The organism is Bacillus cereus group sp. BfR-BA-01309, from assembly GCF_022664315.1.
GTDB classification, from domain to species: domain Bacteria; phylum Bacillota; class Bacilli; order Bacillales; family Bacillaceae_G; genus Bacillus_A; species Bacillus_A mobilis.
This window is the reverse complement of sequence record NZ_JAKUHE010000004.1, coordinates 303905-322912: the sequence shown is the minus strand read 5'-3', so window position 1 is coordinate 322912 and position 19008 is coordinate 303905. Positions and strand designations below refer to the sequence as shown.

The window sequence follows — 19008 nt, the reverse complement described above, 5'->3', positions numbered from 1 at the left end:
GACAAAGTGTAAAAATGAATAATGCGTATAGGGATGCTAAAGTGTATTCACTTTTAAAAGACGAATATAATTGCTAAAAAACCCGAGCTTAATCTCATTAAGCTCGGGTTTCTTTTTTTGCTTAAGAAAGAAATGGGATGGCAGTATACATGATACCTGTTCCACCGTATTCTCCTGTCGCAAAGTATGAAAATGTAAAGAAACCTGTAAACGAAAAAATTACAATGAGAAAAAGTGCAAAGATAAATTTTAGCATGTAAGGTCCCCTCATCCAAAAATAACTTCATATATTATTATAGTATAAGGATATTGGATTTCCAATTGTTTACTGTTCAAAAATGAGAAGTCAGACATGTTTTGTATGTTGTAATGGCATGATTATTTGTAATAGATTTTGTGTTTTTTGTAAAAGTCATGTTGTGATGAACGTGTGCATATTCCCAGTCTTGTTCATTAAAATGGACATTGCGTGGAGGGAGAAGAGGAACGACATCAAATAAATTAACGAAGCGAAAGCTACTAGCTACTTGTAGTTTATAATAATTACGAAATGCAATATCGCCCACTTTTGGAGAGGCAAATGTATAAAGACCGTATTGTGCGAAGGCGGTGTTTATACGCGCATCGAGTATATGTAGTGTGGCGAGCGCGCCGCCTAGGCTATGACCTGTTGCAAGAAGTTTTTTATGGGCTGGTAGTGATACGAGCATATCCATAATAGAATCTCGGCAAGATTCATAAATGGAAAGAAAGCCGTTATGGACATTTCCGCTATTCAAAGCGTATGGGTATGGTTTTTGGTTAACGAGTGAATCGATAATCCAGTCTGTATCTGTTTGTGTCCCGCGAAAAGCTACAATAATCGTATCCTCAGATTCTAGTATGAATCCGAACCATTCTGTCGTTTGAATGGTTTTTCCTTGAAAGCCTTGTACATATTGAAAACCATCTGGTATTTCGAAAATCCCATTTTGTTTATATTGTTCATACGTTAACTCGCAACAAGAAGCTAACAATATGGCAGTATCTTTATCGAAGGATAAAGGAGTACGCATTAAGGAAGCCCTCCTTAAGAAAAGGTATAGTTCAATATATGCAGTGAGGGACTTGATTCATTCTTTTGAGGAGGTTTGAACCTTTATAAATATGAAGAAGCGCGGCCAAATGAGGCTATGGAATTCAAAGTGGTTTATACATTCAAAAAAAGATAGTTCCCTATGAGGGAGACTATCTCTTTTTTGTTTTATCCCGCTTTAATGGGCAGTAAGACCCCCACCTCAAAATTCAGCGAAAGTAAAGAAGTTAGGTGGGGGATGAAGAAAACCCCCACTGATTAAAGTTTCACTTTATTCTTTCCCATCTAAAAGACGTCCAAGTCCGCCTAAAACGCTGCCTTCACCGCTGTTTTGAGCTGCTGGGCTTGTAAGGCGTGCTGCTAAACGGCTAAGTGTTAAGGACTGAATCCAAACTGTTCCAGGTCCTTCTAACGTTGCGAAGAATAAACCTTCGCCGCCAAATAGAGCTGTTTTTACTTTTCCAACGAATTGAACATCGTAGTTAACGTCTTTTGTCATGGCTACGAGACACCCCGTATCAATGCGAAGTCTTTCGCCAGGTTTTAATTCACGCTTGTATACAGTTCCGCCTGCATGCATGAAAGCAAGTCCATCACCTTCAAGTTTCTGCATGATGAAACCTTCTCCACCGAAGAAACCAGTTCCGATTTTTTTCGTAAACTCGATTCCGATAGAAACGCCTTTTGCTGCACAAAGAAACGCATCTTTTTGGCAAACTACTTTTCCTTGATATTCTGTTAAATCTACAGGAACAATTTTACCAGGATAAGGAGCAGCAAAAGATACGTGGCGCTTGCCATGACCTGTATTTGTAAAGACAGTCATAAACATACTTTCGCCTGTAACAAGACGCTTACCAGCGCCCATTAATTTACCGAATAGACCACTAGATTGGCCAGAACCATCACCGAAGATTGTTTCCATTTCGATATGATCTTCCATCATCATCATTGCGCCAGCCTCTGCGATAACGCTTTCTTCTGGATCTAATTCAATTTCAACAAACTGCATATCATCGCCATATAATTTATACTCGATTTCATGTGCTTGCATTTTTTCACCTCATCATATGTAGTAATTATATTGTACCGAAATCAAAGAAATTAGAATACTGTAGATTTGTTAATTTTTAAATAAAAATAGAATGAAAATTTAAGGTTATACTAGGATTATAAAAAACGATGGATTGAAAGTGTTCTCATTTGACGTTTTTGATATAGCATGATATAGTGAAATCACTATTGAGCTACATAATGTGGTACGGAAATAAAGCACGTTGTATTAAAGGCTGTAAGCTTGTTATACATTCATGTCCTTTATATCCACCTTTTCATGTGGATTCATAGTTTCATTTTTATTTAGGAGGTACATGACATGCAAACAGGTAAAGTTAAATGGTTTAACGGCGAAAAAGGTTTTGGCTTCATCGAAGTTGAAGGCGGAGAAGACGTATTCGTACATTTCTCAGCTATCCAAGGCGAAGGCTTCAAAACTTTAGAAGAAGGTCAAGAAGTTTCTTTCGAAATCGTTGAAGGAAACCGCGGACCACAAGCAGCTAACGTTACAAAAAACTAATTAGCTAGCGATAAAAAGCATTCCGATTTTCGGAATGCTTTTTTTTATTCTTTGGAACTCGATTCATTTGAGGATAATTCGCCCTTAAAGGTACGCTCTTCAAAGTCATCAAGCATTTGTTCATATTCTTCATGCTCTTCTGTAGCGAAAACTTGCGGATTTTTTCCATACATGTCTGTTCCTATAAAATTTTCGAAATCCTCTACATACCCAACATTTTCCTCACTATTTACGTACATGCCATTATAGTTTTTTGAATCCTGTCTTTCTAAATCGGACGGTGTTTCGGATGTCCCGTAATTTGCGACATCTTGCCATGCATCTTCCGCATCGTATTCAACAGAATGATCTTCGTCGTGCTTGTGAAAAGAAGGAGCCAACACTTCTTCTTCAACTGGTCGCGTGTTCATATTTAATTTATTTGTAGTGTGCTGAATACACGTTGTAGCAGTTGGCATTGCCTCTAATCTTTCAAACGGAATTTCTTCGCCAGATACTTCGCAAATTCCATACGTACCTGCTTCAATTTTTTGCAGAGCATGTTTCGTATCTTCTAGCTGCTTATGCCAAAACTCGATGAGCCCGAAATCTTTTTCACGTTCGTACAATTCTGTAGCCATATCACCTGGATGATTGTCATAGCTAGATAATTCTCCAACAGAATCGCGTTCAGAAGCACGATCTGTATTCTCATGAGTTTGTATTGTTTGTTCAACTTCTAGCTGTTGTTTTTCTAAAATAGATTTAAATTGATTTATTTGTTGTGGAGTTAACATAGTCGTCCACCTTCCTACAATTCAGTTTCTTTACATAGTATGAGCGTTGCGAGTAGGAATTATGAGCTGAAATTGGTATATGAAAAAGGAGCCGCGTTAGCGGCTCCTTCTTATAGGAAATATCCAAGTAGTAATCCGATTCCCATTAAGAGACCGAAGATTGTATTTGTTTTTGCTGTTGCAATCATTGCAGGTACCATTTCCATTGGAATGCTTTTGCCGATAAAGCCTTTCGTCGCTTTAAATGCTTTCGGTGCACTTAAAAATACGATAAGCATCCATGGTGATACGATGCCTACGATAATTAAAGCAATTGTCCAAATGTAGGAAACGATGAACATAGAAGCAAGTACACCAACGGCTCTTTCACGTCCAACGAGAATTGCTAACGTTTTACGACCATTTTCTTTATCGCCATCTAAGTCACGAATGTTATTAGCTAATAATATGGCGCCAATTAAAATGGAGCTTGGAATAGATAGTAAAATGACTTCTGATGTTACAGTTCCAGTTTGAATAAAGAATGAAATCCCGATAATAATGACACCCATAAATAGTCCGGCGGTTAACTCTCCAAATGGTGTATATGCAATTGGAAGTGGACCGCCTGTATAAAGGTAAGCAACAGCCATACAAACAAGACCGATTGCCGCAAGCCACCAGCTAGAATTCATACAAATATAAACACCTAATAGTATTGCGATGCCGAAAAATCCAAATGCTAAGTTAAGCACTGTTTTTGGTTGAATGCCATCGCGAACGATAGCGCCGCCGATACCAACTGAGCCTTCGTGATCAAGTCCTCTTTTATAATCAAAGTATTCATTAAACATGTTTGTTGCTGCTTGAATGAGAAGACAAGCAAGAAGCATCATAAGGAAAAGAGGGAGATGTATTTGATTTATGCCTCCGACCTGCATTGCATATGCTGTTCCGATGAAAACAGGAACGAAAGCTGCTGTTAATGTATGGGGACGTAGTAAACTCCACCAAATGCGCCAGCCGGTTTGCTTACTTGGCTTTGGCGCCGTAGGAGAGGAATTCGTTTCGACGTTCATTTCCATGTTGAATCCTCCTTTGGTCACATATTGTACACAACTAAGTGTAGAAAAAGCATCATTTAGTGTCAACGTTTATTTTCTAGGAAGAGAAGGTGAATTTCTCAGAATTGCTAAACGTTGACAGGCCTTTCGTTTGAGGTGTATCTTAAAATCAAGCGTAATTATGACTATTTTTCGCCCATAGGGGGGAGACAATTGTGATTCAAACGAAACAAGTAGGCTTGCAAGAAGTTCTTGCTGCAGCTATTAAGCGTGCAACTGATGAAAAAATATTGGTGAGCTTCGTAAAACAAATGGACTGGATGGATCCGCTTCTGTTTTATGCAGCAGGTAAAAGGATTGCATCCGAAAATAGATGTTATTTTGCAGACCCAGCTCAGCATGTAATATTTGCTGGAATTGGCTCTGTTTTCACTATAGCAACTGCTTCTCAAAAACGCTTTCAAACTACTCGTGATGAGTGGGATAAAGTAAAAGAAAAAGCATTTGTACAAAGAGAAAAATACGAATTTGGAACAGGTCCTCTTTTATTTGGTGGATTTTCATTTGATCAAGAAAAAGAGAAAACGGACTTATGGAAAGAATTTGATGATACGACATTTTCACTACCAGCATTTTTATTAACTGTAAAAAATGAAAAAGCATGGTTAACAATGAATACATTCGTTTCAGCAACAGATTGTGCAGAAACTCTTTATAATGAAATTGTTTCTTTAGAAGAGGAAATTTTACGAGAGAGTAAATGTGCACTAGAAGGATCGAAATTAACAGTTACTTCTAAAGTAGAAGTAGATCCGAAAGGCTGGATGAAGGCCATTGAGAAAGTGCAAGATGAAATGAAGCAGGGGAACGTGCAGAAGGTTGTATTAGCGAGGGAGCTAAAAGTAGAAATGGATCACCATATTGATTCTGCTCTCGTTTTAGAAGCACTTCGCATAGGGCAACCAGATTGTTACGTATTTTCTTTTGATTATAAAGGAGCATGCTTCTTAGGAGCGACGCCAGAGAGATTAATTCGCAAAGAAGATGAGAAGTTTACTTCGATGTGTCTTGCTGGTTCAACTGGTCATGGTCAATCTATAGAAGAAAGTAAACGAAATAGTAATGCGCTTCTTCATGATGAAAAGAATTTAGCTGAACACGGTTATGTTGTGAACATGATCCGAGGAGTATTAAATGAGCACTGCGAATCTGTTAATATTCCGGAAAGTCCGGGCTTATTAACAACGAAAAACTTAATTCATTTATATACGCCTGTAGAGGCAAAAGGCGATGCGAGTCTTTTAACAATGGTAGAAGAATTACATCCAACACCAGCTCTTGGCGGGACACCCCGTTTGGAAGCGATGACACTGATTCGTGATGTTGAATTGTTAGACAGAGGATTATATGGTGCACCGATTGGCTGGATAGATGATGAAGGAAATGGTGAATTTGCGGTTGCGCTTCGCTGCGGATTATTAAATGGCGAGAAAGCATCCTTATTTGCCGGTTGCGGGATTGTAATTGATTCAGTACCGCAACTTGAATATGAAGAAACAAGTTTGAAGTTTAGACCGATGCTTGGTGCTTTGGAGGAATTAATGAAATGAACAATCATATAGAAGCATTATCATATTATTTAGGCGCGTTCGTGGATGAACTGACGCGTCTAAATGTATGTGATGTTGTCATTAGTCCAGGCTCACGGTCAACGCCGATTGCTTTGCTAATGGAACAACATGAAGGAATGAACACATATTTACATGTAGATGAAAGATCAGCAGGATTTTTTGCGCTCGGTATCGCAAAAGCGAAAAAGCGTCCCGTTGCATTATTATGTACGTCAGGAACGGCAGCAGCGAACTACTATCCAGCTGTATGTGAAGCTTTTCATTCAAGGGTCCCGCTCATCGTCTTAACAGCAGATAGACCACATGAATTAAGAGACGTCGGTGCACCACAAGCGATGAATCAATTCAATTTATACGGTACATTTGTGAAGCAATTTACAGAGATGGCACTTCCAGAAGCGAGTGAAGCGATGTATCATTACGCTCGTATGACGACGCAGCGCACGATAGCAAGCGCACTTCTAGCGCCGCAAGGACCTGTTCATCTTAATTTTCCAGTTCGCGAACCGCTTATTCCGGACTTTTCATTAGAAAGTTTATGGGATAAAGGACGCGGGGAATATACAGGAGTAGTTCAGCAAGGGAACGTGATGATGCCGAGTGAATATGTAGATTCTCTTGTAGGGCGCCTTTCACATATGGAAAAGGGGCTTATTATTTGTGGAGATGATAGTCATTCAGAAATCGCAGCGTTTGCAACGCAACTAGCTGAAAAAACGGGATATCCAATATTAGCAGATCCACTTTCTAACATTCGTAGCGGACACCACGATAAAACGATGGTAATCGACTGTTACGATACATTTTTACGAAATGAACTGTTAAAAGAAACGTGGGAGCCAGAAGTCATGATTCGCTTTGGTGGTATGCCTGTTTCGAAAGCATTAACGCAGTTCATTAAAAAACAGACGAAAGCCATTCATATCGTTGTTGAGGAATCTGGACAATGGAGAGATCCAGCTCTCGTTGCGACAGAAGTGGTCCAAGCGAGTGATATTGCATTTTGCAAGGCACTAATAGAAAAAATGCCAGTTATGAAAAAGAATGATTGGTTCGGAATGTGGCAACATATAAACGAAAAAACGAAGGAAACGCTTCGTGAAATGGAAACATATGATACTGCATTTGAAGGGAAAGTTATTACGGATATCGTCCGTGTATTACCAGAAGGGGCAACGTTATTTGCGAGTAATAGTATGCCAATTCGTGATACAGATTCATTCTTCTTCACATCGGACAAAAATATTCAAGTGATGGCAAACCGCGGTGTAAACGGGATTGATGGAATCATTTCGACAGCTTTAGGAGCGAGCATTATTTGCGATCCGCTCGTATTAGTTATTGGTGATTTATCATTTTATCATGATTTAAACGGATTATTAGCCGCAAAATTACATGAATTAAATATAACGATTGTTGTCGTAAATAATGACGGTGGTGGTATTTTCTCATTCTTACCACAGTATGAGAAAAAGGAACACTTCGAATCATTATTTGGAACACCGATTGGGCTTGATTATGAGCATGTTGTCAAAATGTACGGTGGTTCATTTAGCCGTGTAAATGGTTGGGCGCAATTCCGAGAAGAAGTACAAAAAGGAACGACGGCGGCAGGTTTACACGTTGTAGAAATTTGTACGAACCGTGATGAAAACTTAACATTGCACCGCAAATTATGGGCAAAAACGCAGGACGTAATTACTACATCGTTGCAAGGTGAATCAAAATGAACGTAACACTGCAAGGTGTATCGTATGAATATGAAGTAGTCGGAAGCGGGGAACCACTTCTACTTCTTCATGGTTTTACGGGAAGCATGGAAACGTGGGGTTCTTTCGTTCCTTCTTGGAGCAAGCAATTTCAAGTCATTTTAGTAGACATTGTTGGGCACGGAAAAACGGAAAGTCCTGAAGATGTGACTCATTATGATATTCGAAATGTAGCATTACAAATGAAAGAACTACTGGATTATCTTCATATTGAAAAAGCGCACATACTTGGCTATTCAATGGGCGGTAGACTGGCGATTACGATGGCATGTTTATATCCGGAGTATGTACATTCTCTTTTATTAGAAAATTGTACAGCTGGGCTCAAAAGTGAAGAGGACAGAAAAGAACGTCGTGAAAAAGATGAGCGACTTGCTCATAAAATTAAGCGAGAAGGCATCAATAGTTTTGTAACGATGTGGGAAAATATTCCGCTGTTTGAAACGCAAAAACGTTTAGCACAAAATGCACAAGAAGCGGTGCGAAAAGAACGACTTGCTAACGATCCAAAAGGACTTGCAAATAGCTTGCGCGGCATGGGAACAGGGGCTCAGCCTTCATGGTGGGACGAGCTGCCGAACTTAAAAATGCCTGTTCTTTTAATGAACGGAGAGCATGATGAAAAGTTCTTTCACATATTAAAAAACATCGAAAAATGCGTCTCTGACGCGAAATTTGTCAAAATTGATGGTGCTGGCCATGCAATTCATGTGGAACAACCGGAAAAGTTTGATACAATAGTAAAGGGATTTCTAAAAACTATGCAGTGATGCTTTTTCACCTAAGAAGGAAGCTACACTTATAGAGGAGATCAGAAATATACAAGGAGGTAGTTGTAATGGCTATTGAATGGGTAAAAGAAGGCAATTACGAAGATATTATTTATTCAACATACAATGGTATCGCAAAGATTTCGATTAACCGCCCTGAAGTACATAACGCATTCCGTCCTAAAACGGTAATGGAGTTAATCAACGCTTTTGCACACGCTCGTGATGATGCAAATGTTGGCGTTATCATTTTAACAGGTGAAGGTGGACGTGCATTCTGTTCTGGCGGCGACCAAAAAGTTCGCGGTCATGGTGGATATGTAGGTGACGACCAAATCCCTCGTTTAAACGTATTAGACTTACAACGTCTAATTCGCGCAATTCCTAAACCAGTTATCGCAATGGTAGCAGGTTATGCAATCGGTGGTGGACACGTACTTCATATCGTATGTGACTTAACAATCGCTGCAGACAACGCTGTATTCGGACAAACTGGTCCTAAAGTAGGAAGCTTTGACGGTGGATACGGAGCTGGTTACTTAGCTCGTATGGTAGGCCACAAGAAAGCTCGCGAAATTTGGTACCTATGCCGTCAATACAGCGCACAAGAAGCGCTTGATATGGGCTTAGTAAACACAGTAGTACCATTAGAAGAGCTTGAAGCAGAAACAGTACAATGGGCACAAGAAATCTTAGCAAACAGCCCAATGGCACTTCGTTTCCTAAAAGCTGCATTCAACGCAGACACAGACGGTCTAGCTGGTATTCAACAACTAGCTGGAGATGCAACGTTATTGTACTATACAACTGACGAAGCAAAAGAAGGTCGCGACGCGTTCAAAGAAAAACGCAGTCCGGACTTCGGTCAATTCCCTCGTTTCCCGTGATCAAAAGCGGAAGCAGCTCGTTCAGAATGTGAGGGGGATGGAGCTTCTGACGTAGAGGCGCTTTTTGCCTCATAGGAAGAAGCGAAGCCACCGAACATTCTAGCTGCTGTAGCTAGATGTTTTAAAAGCGGAAGCGGCTCGCCTACAAAGTGAGACGCAACCGATGATCAAACCGGAAACAAAACAACTAAGAGACTTGATGTCATATCAAGTCTCTTTCTTTCATGAAAGGAGAATGGATGATGGAGACGATGCCAAATTGGTTAAAGCAACGTGCATTTTTAACACCAGATCGCACTGCAATTGAAATAGAGGAAGAGAAAGTTACTTTTATGCAGCTGCATGAAAAAGTAGTATCTGTTTGTGAACGCCTCACGCATGTAGGAGTGAAGCGTGGGCAAAAGGTGGCTGTTCTGATGAAAAATGGTATGGAGATGATTACAGTTATTCACGCCCTATCTTACGTAGGTGCAGTAGCTGTACTTTTAAATACGCGTCTTTCAAGAGAAGAGCTACTTTGGCAAATGGATGATGCTGAAGTTGCATGCTTAGTGACAGATCAAAATTTTGAGACTAAAGATGTTCCTGTATATTCATTCGCCGAAGTGATGAATGGACCGAAGGCCGAAGCGGAAGCCTCTATACAAGAAGAATTCTCTTTAGAAGAAGCGATGACAATTATTTATACGTCAGGGACGACAGGAAAACCGAAAGGCGTTATTTTGACGTACGGCAATCACTGGGCAAGCGCGGTTGGTTCTTCGTTTAATTTAGGGCTTCGTGATGATGATTGCTGGTTAGCTTGTATGCCGATGTTCCACGTTGGCGGGTTATCTCTTTTAATGAAAAATATTATGTACGGCATGCGCATTTTACTCGTTCCGAAATATGATGCTGACTTTATTCATAAAGCACTTCAAACGAGAGGCGTAACGATTATTTCTGTCGTTTCTAAAATGTTAACTGATCTATTAGAAAGACTTGGAGAAGAGACATATCCATCTTCTTTACGATGCATGTTACTGGGCGGGGGACCAGCGCCGAAACCGTTACTTGAAACATGTGTAGAAAAAGGAATTCCTGTGTATCAAACGTACGGTATGACAGAAACGTCGTCGCAAATTTGTACGTTATCAGCAGATTACATGTTAACGAAAGTAGGATCAGCCGGGAAACCACTATTTCAGTGTCAACTTCGTATTGAAAAAGATGGCGTAGTAGTAGCGCCGTTTGCGGAAGGCGAGATCGTAGTAAAAGGACCAAACGTAACAGGCGGTTATTTTAACCGTGAAGATGCGACGCGCGAAACAATTCAAAATGGATGGCTTCATACTGGTGACCTCGGTTATTTAGATGAAGAAGGATTTTTATACGTATTAGATCGCCGCAGTGATTTAATTATTTCTGGCGGGGAAAATATATATCCGGCTCAAATTGAAGAAGTGTTGCTTTCTCATCCGATGGTAGCGGAAGCCGGTGTTGTCGGTATGACTGACGATAAATGGGGACAAGTACCCGCTGCTTTTGTGGTGAAAAGCGGAGAGGTAACAGAAGAAGAAATTCTTCATTTTTGCGAGGAGAAATTAGCGAAATATAAAGTGCCGAAAAAAGTATGTTTCTTAGAGGAATTACCACGAAACGCTTCGAAAAAATTGTTAAGGCGAGAGTTAAGACAATTAGTGGAGGAGATGTAAGTGGAAATAAAAAAAGCGACACTTCATATAACGGAAATGCCACTCGTAACCCCGTTTGCTGCAAGCTACGGAACGTATGAGAAGCGTGAGAGCATCGTGATTGAATTAGAAGATACGGACGGGTACATTGGATTTGGCGAAGTCGTTGCGTTTTCTGAACCGTGGTATACGGAAGAAACAGTGAAGACAGCGCTGCATGTACTACAAGATTTTTTATTACCTGATTTATTAAAGGCAGAGATTTCTCATCCGAATGAAGTGCCAGGTTTGTTCCAGCATATAAAAAGAAACCGAATGGCAAAGGCCGGAATTGAAGGGGCTGTTTGGGATTTATACGCAAAGCGTGAACAGAAATCACTAGCGACATTACTTGGCGGAACTAGGACTGAAATTGAAGTTGGTGTTGTGGTTGGTATTAATACAATTCCAGTTATGTTAAAACAAATCGAGAAGTACGCAGAAGAAGGGTACGAGCGTTTTAAAGTGAAAATAAAGCCAGAGCATGACTACGAGTTATTGAAAGAAATTCGTAAAGAGTTTCCGCACATCCCGTTAATGGTTGATGCAAATTCTGCCTATACATTAGCGGATACGGAGAAGTTGAAACGACTGGATGAATTTCAATTGATGATGATTGAACAGCCGTTAGCCGATTACGATTTTCTCGACCATGCACAGTTACAAAAGAAAATAGAAACGCCCATTTGTTTAGACGAAAGCATCCATAGTTTAGAAGACGCGCGAGTTGCGATTACGCTTGGCAGCTGCCGCATCGTTAATATTAAACCAGGGCGAGTGGGTGGATTAACGGAGTCGATTCAAATCCATAATTATTGTATGGAGCACAACATACCCGTTTGGTGTGGCGGTATGGTAGAGATGGGGATTTCACGAGCACAAAATGTTGCACTAGCTTCATTGCCGAACTTTACGATTCCAGGTGATATATCTGCCTCTAGTAGGCACTGGGAGAAGGATATTATTTCGCCGGAAGTGATGCTTGAAGGCGGAAAGGTGATTGTACCGCAAAGCGTTGCCGCTGAGTATGAAGTAGACCGTGGAAGGTTGGTGGAAATTACGAAGCAGCGAATTATTTTGGAGCGATAGGTTGAGTCTTTCAAATAGCGGGAGAATTTCGTCGTTAATTGTCGGTAAGTCGATATTCCTTGTCGAAACGTCGATATATTAAAAAAATCGTTGATATATTTCAAGTTGTGTTCGATATATTTGAAAAATCGTCGATATAATTTCATTTACTAAGGTTACTCCCGTGAGTAACCTTTTCGTATTGTACAAATTGGATAGACTAGTTTACAATCGAGCGTATACAAGGGGGAGTAATATGAAGCGCATTTCAATTTTAATAGCGGATGATGAGGCAGAAATTGCTGATTTAATTGAGATACATTTAGAAAAAGAAGGCTACCACGTCGTGAAAGCAGCTGATGGAGAAGAGGCAATTCATATTATTGAAACGCAGCCAATCGACTTAGTGGTTTTAGATATTATGATGCCGAAAATGGATGGTTATGAAGTGACGCGCCAAATTCGCGCGAAGCACCATATGCCAATCATTTTCTTAAGTGCGAAAACATCTGACTTTGATAAGGTGACAGGTCTTGTATTAGGCGCAGATGATTATATGACGAAGCCTTTTACACCAATTGAACTAGTTGCGCGTGTAAATGCACAATTACGCCGATTTCTTACGTTAAATCAGCCGAAAGTAGCGGAGAATAAATCTGCTTTAGAGGTAGGCGGGGTCGTTATTGATCCGGAGCGAAGAACGGTAAATGTGTACGGAGAACAAGTTGAATTAACACCGAAAGAGTTTGACATTTTATATTTATTAGCGAGCCATCCGAAGAAAGTGTACAATGTAGAAAATATTTTTCAGCAAGTATGGGCAGATGATTATTTTGAAGGCGGAAATACAGTTATGGTACATATTCGTACATTGCGGAAAAAACTTGGGGAAGATAAAAGAAAGAACAAGTTAATAAAAACAGTGTGGGGAGTAGGGTATACGTTCAATGGCTAAAAAGATGAGAAGCTTTCGCTCGAAGATGGTTATGCTATTTGCGTTAAGTATGATATTTGCTGGTGGCGTAACGTATATCACTTATGAAGGATTACGGATTTATTATAAATTAGTCGTTCGTTTTGAGGATCCGTTAGCTCAATTTCGTTCCATGGTAAGACAAATTGGGGATGTTAATTTCTTTTTAATTATTTTCATCCCTCTATCGATTATGTTTTTCTTCATCCTTACTAGGCCTTATGTAAAATATTTTGATGAGATTTCAAGCGGGATTCATCATTTGGCAAACGGTGATTTTACAAATGAAGTGCGCGTTTCATCAAATGATGAGTTTGGATATATCGCCGGTGAAATTAATGTAGCGAGTGAAAAATTAAAGGAAGCGGTTGAACGAGGAGACTTTGCGGAAAGTAGTAAAGATCAGCTCATTGTTAATTTAGCTCATGATTTAAGAACACCGTTAACATCCGTTTTAGGTTATTTAGATTTAATTCTTAAAGATGAGAATTTGACGAAAGAACAAATTAAACATTTTTCCACAATCGCTTTTACGAAATCGGAAAGGCTAGAAAGTTTAATTGATGAGTTATTTGAAATTACGAGAATGAATTATGGGATGTTGCAGTTGGACAAAAGACCAATTGATATAGGTGAATTGCTTATACAGTTAGAGGAAGAATTGTATCCGTTATTAGAAAAAAAGGAATTAGAAGCGAGATTGAATATCACGCCGCAGTTACCTATTAACGGTGACGGGAAGTTATTAGCGAGGGTATTTGAAAATCTTTTAACGAATGCGATTCGCTACGGGTATGATGGAAAGTTTGTTGATGTGAACGGGTACATTGAAGGTGAAGAGGTAGTCGTACAAATTATTAATTACGGAGACAGCATTCCAGAAGAAGATTTACCGTATCTTTTTGATATGTTTTATACAGGTGATAAGGCAAGATCAGAGCAGCAAGGTGGTACAGGCCTTGGGCTATTTATTGCGAAAAATATTGTTGAGCAGCATGATGGAAAGATTTCTGCTGAAAGTAATGTAATTAGAACGATATTTGAAGTGAGATTGCCAAAAGAAGAGAGCGAAGTAATTTAATAAAAATTTAAACTTTACCCCACTTTTTATTTTAATAGTTTTTTCTATTCTATACGTAAGTTACGTTAAGGAGGAACTAGAAATGAAAAAGTGGGTATTTATTTCTTTTTTTATAGCATGCACAATCTGTGTAGGCGTTTATATATCACCATTATTTCAAAAAGAGATCGATGTTAAAATTGCCGACAAAGATAATACGGTAAGAGCTGCGAATACAGAAAATATAGAGATTACAAAAGAAGAAATTTATAAAGGGGATCTATTATTAGTTAATAAAGATTACCCAGTTAAAAAAGATAGTATTAGGTCTGACATTATAAATGTAAATCACAATAGTGAATTAGTAAGAGGTTACGTCATATTTGATAGAAATCTTCGCTTATCAAAGGGTGTTGTGGAAAGTTTTTTGAACGTTGTCGATGCAGCTGGAAAAGATGGAGTACAGCATTTCTTAATGAGTAGCGGGTATCGAGATTTTCAAGAGCAAAGTAAATTATATAAAGAAATGGGATCTGATTATGCACTTCCAGCAGGATACAGTGAACATAATTTAGGATTATCGCTCGACGTTGGATCTACGCAAAAGAAAATGGAGAGAGCCCCTGAAGGAAAGTGGATTGAAGATAACGTATGGAAGCATGGCTTTGTTTTACGTTATCCGAAAAATAAAAGTCATATTACAGGCATTCAATATGAGCCGTGGCATATACGTTATGTCGGTTTACCTCATAGTGCGATTATGCAAAAAGAGAAAATTACATTAGAGGAATACTTAGACTTCTTAAAAGAGAAAAAAGAAATTTCAACGAATGTAGAAGGTAAGAAATATACGGTTTCTTATTATAAAGTTTCCGGGAACAGGAAAGTGAATGTTCCAGCGAATAAGCAGTATGAAATTTCGGGGAATAATATGGATGGGGTTATTGTGACGGTACAGGAATAGATAATCTTGATTCTCCCATAATAGTGCTCTACTACAGGAGAATCAAATAGGGGGAACACATATAAATTTTTATATAACGAGGATTGGAATGAACACATTTTCAATGACGTTCATTCCGAGTAAAAAAGATTGGAGCCTCATCAACATTTTTCAGCCATATATACTCCTGACTATGTAAGCTATCCTTCATCCAGACATCGCCTTTATATATATTTGTTTTCTTGCGAAGCCAAGTAAGATAAGGTCCAATAACTTGAGGGTCTTCATCACGTTCATTCTGTTTTGGGAACGAGATTTGTTTCTGTTCTTCTGTTTTTATATTGATCATATAAAGTGTTGTAAATATCGCCGGAACAGGACCTTCTTTCCATACCTTATTTTCTGTTGCACGAGCCACAATCACTTTGTTTGGTGAAAACCATTCTAAATCAAGGTCTACATAACCGACAGGTGTGTAGACCTTTTGTTGTTTTGCTGTTACCATGTCTGCAACTGTAAATTTTTTATTTTCTACAAAGAACCTTCCTTCTCCTGAAATATAGGCGAGTTGATTAGTTGATGGAGCCCACTTCATCCAATCGTTGAACCATAGCATGTTACCAATCGTTCGAAAGTGTCTTCCTTTTGATGAGATAACACATAATGTATTGCTATCCATTGCCAAAGAAGCAGTAGGACTAGCCAAAAAGCTAATCCACTTTCCATCAGAACTCCACTTGAAATAGTTAGCGTTAATCGCAAATAAATCAGTTTCATTTGTTTGAATCGTATAAAAAGGCTTTATTTTATCTTTAGCAAGATTTGCATTGACTGGTATTTTATAAAGTGGAATTGTGCCCCATCCGGTCGGACGCAAGCAGGATTGTGAGGAGACGATAAATTCCTTTCCGTTCGGGAACCATTCGAAATCACTAACCCCAAGTGATACATTTTCAAAGCCTTGTGGGCGACCGTTTTTAATTTTTGTAACGTTTAATAAACCTTGATCAGTGTAAGCCAATTGATTTTTATTTGGTGACCACTTAAAGTCAGATGTTACGACTCTTACATAAGGCTGATAGTTTATTTTCTTTTTCGTATCATAAATGAATAAGTTAGATTCTTTACCCGCTTCATTACTATCAATATAGCCAATAAACCTACCGTCATAAGACCATTTTGGAGAATACACATATCGATTTTTTGTGATTTGTATTTCTTGATTTTCTGTCTTTATCCATAGCTGATGGTCCCGGATAAATGCAGCCGTGAGTGATGGAGGGGCTGCGCTAACCGTTGTTGGTACATACAAAGTGATTAAAATTATAAATAATAAAATTCGAAATCCCAAGAATATCCCTCCTGCTTATAGGGTGTCCGAATATGTAATGGAAACTCATATTTTAATATAAAATTAAACATTATAACGTTATATTTACTTTTCGTTTTTTTCATGTTACTCTAAATATGTGAAAGAGATATAAAATGAAATTTTAATGTAAGCGTATTCTTACGGCTTCTTATAGAAAAGGGTGGAAATACAATGACAGAACGATTCGTACTACGTAATGTGAAACGTGTGAACGGGGAAGAGATTGACATTGTAATTGAAAATAACAAAATCGCACAGGTGACGAAAGCTGGTGCTGGCGAGGGTGGAAAGGTTCTTGATTACTCTGGTACTTACGTATCGAGTGGCTGGATTGATTTGCACGTTCACGCTTTTCCAGAGTTTGATCCGTATGGCGATGAGGTGGATGAAATTGGCGTTAAGCAAGGGGTAACGACAATTGTTGATGCGGGTAGCTGCGGAGCTGATCGTATTGCAGATTTAGTAAAAAGTAGAGAACAGGCGAAAACGAATTTATTTGCCTTTTTGAATATTTCTCGCATCGGTTTGAAACGAATTGATGAACTGTCCAATATGGAATGGATAGATAAAGAGAAAGTAATAGAAGCAGTAGAAAAGTATAAAGATGTAATCGTTGGGTTAAAGGCGAGAATGAGTAAAAGTGTCGTTTGTGATAGTGGAATTGAACCGCTTCATGTTGCACGCTCTTTATCTCGTGAAACATCATTACCGATTATGGTACATATCGGTTCAGCGCCTCCTCGCATTGAGGAAGTTGTACCTCTTTTAGAAAAAGATGATGTGATTACACATTACTTAAACGGGAAAAAAAATAATTTATTTGATGAAGAAGGCAAACCGCTACCTGTATTACTAGATGCAGTAAACCGCGGTGTTCATTTAGATGTTGGCCATGGCAATGCTAGTTTTTCTTTTAAAGTAGCAGAAGCGGCGAAGCGTCACGATATTGCTTTTAATACAATTAGTACAGATATTTACCGAAAGAATCGTATACACGGTCCAGTATATAGTATGGCTCACGTTCTTTCGAAATTCCTTTACTTAGGTTATCCGCTAGAAGAAGTAATTGATGCGGTGACGAAACATGCGGCAGAGTGGCTGAAAAAACCAGAGCTTGGCCGTATTCAAGAAGGCGATATTGCAAACTTAACTTTATTTACGGTGAAAGATGAGAAGGTTACGTTAATTGATTCAGAAGGGGATCAGCGCGTTGCTGAAAGAAGAATTGATACGAAAGGGGTTGTAATTAATGGGTCATTCATTGAATGCTAAGTACGGATTAAAAAGAGTGATTAATGCGAGCGGTAGAATGAGTATTTTAGGTGTATCCGCTCCTACAGATACAGTTATGGATGCGATGAAACATGGTGGACAAAATTATGTAGAAATTGCAGATTTAGTAGATAAAGCAGGAGACCATATTGCGAGAATTCTAGATTCAGAGGCAGCGGTTGTTGTAAATTCAGCATCGAGCGGAATTGCACTTTCGATCGCTGGTATCGTTACAGAAGGAAATCGCCGTAAAAGTGAAAGACTTCATCAAGAGGTCATCGCAAAAAACGAAGTGATTATGTTAAAAGGTCATAACGTTCAGTACGGTGCTCCTGTTGAAACGATGATTTACTTAGGCGGAGGTAAACTTGTAGAAGTTGGCTACGCAAATGAAGGGAAAGCAGAGCATATTGAAGATGCGATTGGTGAAAATACAGCGGCGATTCTGTATGTGAAATCCCATCATACCGTGCAAAAAAATATGATTTCTGTTGAAGAAGCATGGGAAGTTGCGCAGCGAAATAACGTACCACTTATCGTCGATGCGGCAGCTGAAGAGGATATTCAAAAATACGTGAAGTATGCAGACCTTGCCATTTATAGCGGTTCAAAGGCGATTGAGGGGCCGACTTCTGGTATTGTCGGCGGGAAACGAAAATATATTGAATGGCTGAAAGTGCAATTACATTGCATCGGAAGAAGTATGAAAGTTGGGAAAGAGACAACTTTCGGTTTACTTCAAGCGCTTGATGAGTACGGAGTAAAAGAAGATAAAAGTGAGCAAGAAAAAGAGTTATTACAAGTGCTTATGCCGCTAAAAGAGTTAAACGGTGTAAATGTAACGATCGTTCAAGATGAAGCAGGAAGAGCAATCTTTAGAGCACGCATTCACATTAACGAGAACGAGTTAAATAAATCAGCCAAAGACGTCGTAACAGCATTACGCGAAGGGGAAATTGCCATTTACACACGTGATTACGGCGTAAGACAAGGATTCTTTGATATTGATCCACGTCCACTTCAAGGTGATGACATACATGTAATTGAAGAAAAAATGAGAGAAATTGTAGGGGGAAAATAA

General features: G+C 39.1%; 18 protein-coding genes. 12 read left to right on the top strand and 6 right to left on the bottom strand.

The features are described 5' to 3' along the window. Positions 1 to 121 precede the first annotated feature (121 nt). The 3 genes from MR115_RS29820 to MR115_RS10825 form a co-directional block, all read right to left on the bottom strand. Complete coding sequence (locus MR115_RS29820; RefSeq protein ID WP_097816484.1) at positions 122 to 256, bottom strand: hypothetical protein; 135 nt, start codon at positions 254 to 256, stop codon at positions 122 to 124. A gap of 76 nt (positions 257 to 332) precedes the next feature. Then, positions 333 to 1055 (bottom strand): lipase family protein, encoded by a 723-nt coding sequence (locus MR115_RS10830; RefSeq protein WP_097865226.1) that lies wholly within the window; start codon positions 1053 to 1055, stop codon positions 333 to 335. A gap of 291 nt (positions 1056 to 1346) precedes the next feature. Further along, positions 1347 to 2129: a TIGR00266 family protein gene (locus MR115_RS10825; RefSeq protein WP_061677621.1), complete on the bottom strand. Its 783-nt coding sequence runs from the start codon at positions 2127 to 2129 to the stop codon at positions 1347 to 1349. A gap of 321 nt (positions 2130 to 2450) precedes the next feature. Here MR115_RS10825 and cspD point away from each other — a divergent pair, with 321 nt between their 5' ends. After that, on the top strand, positions 2451 to 2651 hold the full coding sequence (gene cspD / locus MR115_RS10820) for a cold-shock protein CspD (protein ID WP_001193053.1): 201 nt from the start codon (positions 2451 to 2453) through the stop codon (positions 2649 to 2651). Positions 2652 to 2695: 44 nt separating this feature from the next. Here the strand turns inward: cspD and MR115_RS10815 are convergent, their stop codons facing one another. Both MR115_RS10815 and MR115_RS10810 read right to left on the bottom strand, forming a co-directional pair. Next, entirely contained in the window at positions 2696 to 3427 is a 732-nt protein-coding gene (locus MR115_RS10815) for a yteA family sporulation protein (RefSeq protein ID WP_061677620.1), read from the bottom strand. Positions 3428 to 3537: 110 nt separating this feature from the next. Further along, positions 3538 to 4491: a 1,4-dihydroxy-2-naphthoate polyprenyltransferase gene (locus MR115_RS10810; protein ID WP_000425753.1), complete on the bottom strand. Its 954-nt coding sequence runs from the start codon at positions 4489 to 4491 to the stop codon at positions 3538 to 3540. A 194-nt stretch (positions 4492 to 4685) separates the two neighbouring features. Here MR115_RS10810 and MR115_RS10805 point away from each other — a divergent pair, with 194 nt between their 5' ends. The 9 genes from MR115_RS10805 (at position 4686) to MR115_RS10765 (ending at position 15304) form a co-directional block, all read left to right on the top strand. Beyond that, a complete protein-coding gene (locus MR115_RS10805) occupies positions 4686 to 6080 on the top strand; it encodes an isochorismate synthase (protein WP_242241211.1) in 1395 nt (464 codons plus the stop codon). Next, positions 6077 to 7831 (top strand): 2-succinyl-5-enolpyruvyl-6-hydroxy-3-cyclohexene-1-carboxylic-acid synthase, encoded by a 1755-nt coding sequence (gene menD / locus MR115_RS10800; RefSeq protein ID WP_242241207.1) that lies wholly within the window; start codon positions 6077 to 6079, stop codon positions 7829 to 7831. Before MR115_RS10805 ends, menD begins: the two co-directional genes overlap by 4 nt. Then, positions 7828 to 8640: a 2-succinyl-6-hydroxy-2,4-cyclohexadiene-1-carboxylate synthase gene (menH, locus tag MR115_RS10795; RefSeq protein WP_242241205.1), complete on the top strand. Its 813-nt coding sequence runs from the start codon at positions 7828 to 7830 to the stop codon at positions 8638 to 8640. The genes menD and menH overlap by 4 nt, the downstream gene beginning before the upstream one ends. 68 nt (positions 8641 to 8708) lie before the next feature. Beyond that, positions 8709 to 9527 carry a 1,4-dihydroxy-2-naphthoyl-CoA synthase gene (menB, locus tag MR115_RS10790; RefSeq protein ID WP_000963888.1) on the top strand — a complete coding sequence of 273 codons (819 nt, stop codon included), beginning with the start codon at positions 8709 to 8711 and terminating at the stop codon, positions 9525 to 9527. Between the two features lie 242 nt (positions 9528 to 9769). Beyond that, entirely contained in the window at positions 9770 to 11221 is a 1452-nt protein-coding gene (locus MR115_RS10785) for an o-succinylbenzoate--CoA ligase (RefSeq protein WP_242241203.1), read from the top strand. Beyond that, complete coding sequence (gene menC, locus MR115_RS10780; protein WP_242241201.1) at positions 11222 to 12328, top strand: o-succinylbenzoate synthase; 1107 nt, start codon at positions 11222 to 11224, stop codon at positions 12326 to 12328. 235 nt (positions 12329 to 12563) lie between these two features. After that, complete coding sequence (locus MR115_RS10775) at positions 12564 to 13262, top strand: response regulator transcription factor (RefSeq protein ID WP_000822490.1); 699 nt, start codon at positions 12564 to 12566, stop codon at positions 13260 to 13262. Next, on the top strand, positions 13255 to 14361 hold the full coding sequence (locus MR115_RS10770) for a HAMP domain-containing sensor histidine kinase (protein WP_242241199.1): 1107 nt from the start codon (positions 13255 to 13257) through the stop codon (positions 14359 to 14361). Before MR115_RS10775 ends, MR115_RS10770 begins: the two co-directional genes overlap by 8 nt. Positions 14362 to 14443: 82 nt before the next feature. Beyond that, the gene (locus MR115_RS10765; protein ID WP_242241197.1) at positions 14444 to 15304 is read left to right on the top strand and encodes a M15 family metallopeptidase; all 861 of its coding nucleotides are present in this window, start codon (positions 14444 to 14446) and stop codon (positions 15302 to 15304) included. Positions 15305 to 15404: 100 nt separating this feature from the next. Here MR115_RS10765 and MR115_RS10760 read toward each other — a convergent pair whose 3' ends face one another. Continuing rightward, positions 15405 to 16634, bottom strand: a complete 1230-nt coding sequence (locus tag MR115_RS10760) for a translocation protein TolB (RefSeq protein WP_242241195.1) — start codon at positions 16632 to 16634, stop codon at positions 15405 to 15407. Positions 16635 to 16826: 192 nt separating this feature from the next. Between MR115_RS10760 and MR115_RS10755 the strand changes: the two genes are divergently transcribed. Both MR115_RS10755 and MR115_RS10750 read left to right on the top strand, forming a co-directional pair. Then, the gene (locus MR115_RS10755) at positions 16827 to 17927 is read left to right on the top strand and encodes an amidohydrolase/deacetylase family metallohydrolase (protein ID WP_242241193.1); all 1101 of its coding nucleotides are present in this window, start codon (positions 16827 to 16829) and stop codon (positions 17925 to 17927) included. Then, positions 17905 to 19008: a DgaE family pyridoxal phosphate-dependent ammonia lyase gene (locus MR115_RS10750; protein ID WP_242241190.1), complete on the top strand. Its 1104-nt coding sequence runs from the start codon at positions 17905 to 17907 to the stop codon at positions 19006 to 19008. The genes MR115_RS10755 and MR115_RS10750 overlap by 23 nt, the downstream gene beginning before the upstream one ends.